Source organism: Haloferax sp. KTX1 (assembly GCF_902410085.1).
Lineage (GTDB): Archaea > Halobacteriota > Halobacteria > Halobacteriales > Haloferacaceae > Haloferax > Haloferax massiliensis.
In genome coordinates, this window is record NZ_CABPRH010000361.1 from 1 (window position 1) to 385 (window position 385).

General features: G+C 65.7%; 1 protein-coding gene. It reads left to right on the forward strand.

Annotation, left to right across the window (positions count from 1 at the left end; genetic code table 11):
• Positions 1 to 385: UDP binding domain-containing protein (locus tag FY251_RS22200; RefSeq protein ID WP_148417039.1), on the forward strand; the 385-nt coding region annotated here is incomplete at both ends.

Consider the following 385-nt stretch of genomic DNA (forward strand, 5'->3'; position numbering starts at 1 on the left):
CCTCCGAGGTCGCCGATGCCATCGGACTCGACGACCGCATCGGCGAGCAGTTCCTCCGGAGCGGCGTTGGCTGGGGCGGCAGTTGCTTCCCGAAGGACACGGATGCCATCATCGCCGCGGCACGGGAACAGGGCTACGACCCCGCCGTCCTTTCCGCGGCCGTGGAACTGAACGACGCCCAACCCGAGCGCCTCCTCTCTCTACTCGACGACCACGTCGACGTGTCCGGCAAACGCATCGCCGTTCTCGGCCTGGCGTTCAAACCCGGAACGGACGATATCCGGAACACGCGCGCGGTTCCGGTCATCGAGGGACTCAAAGAACGTGGCGCGGAAATCGTCGCCTACGACCCCGTTGCCACCGAGAATATGCGCGAACGCTATCC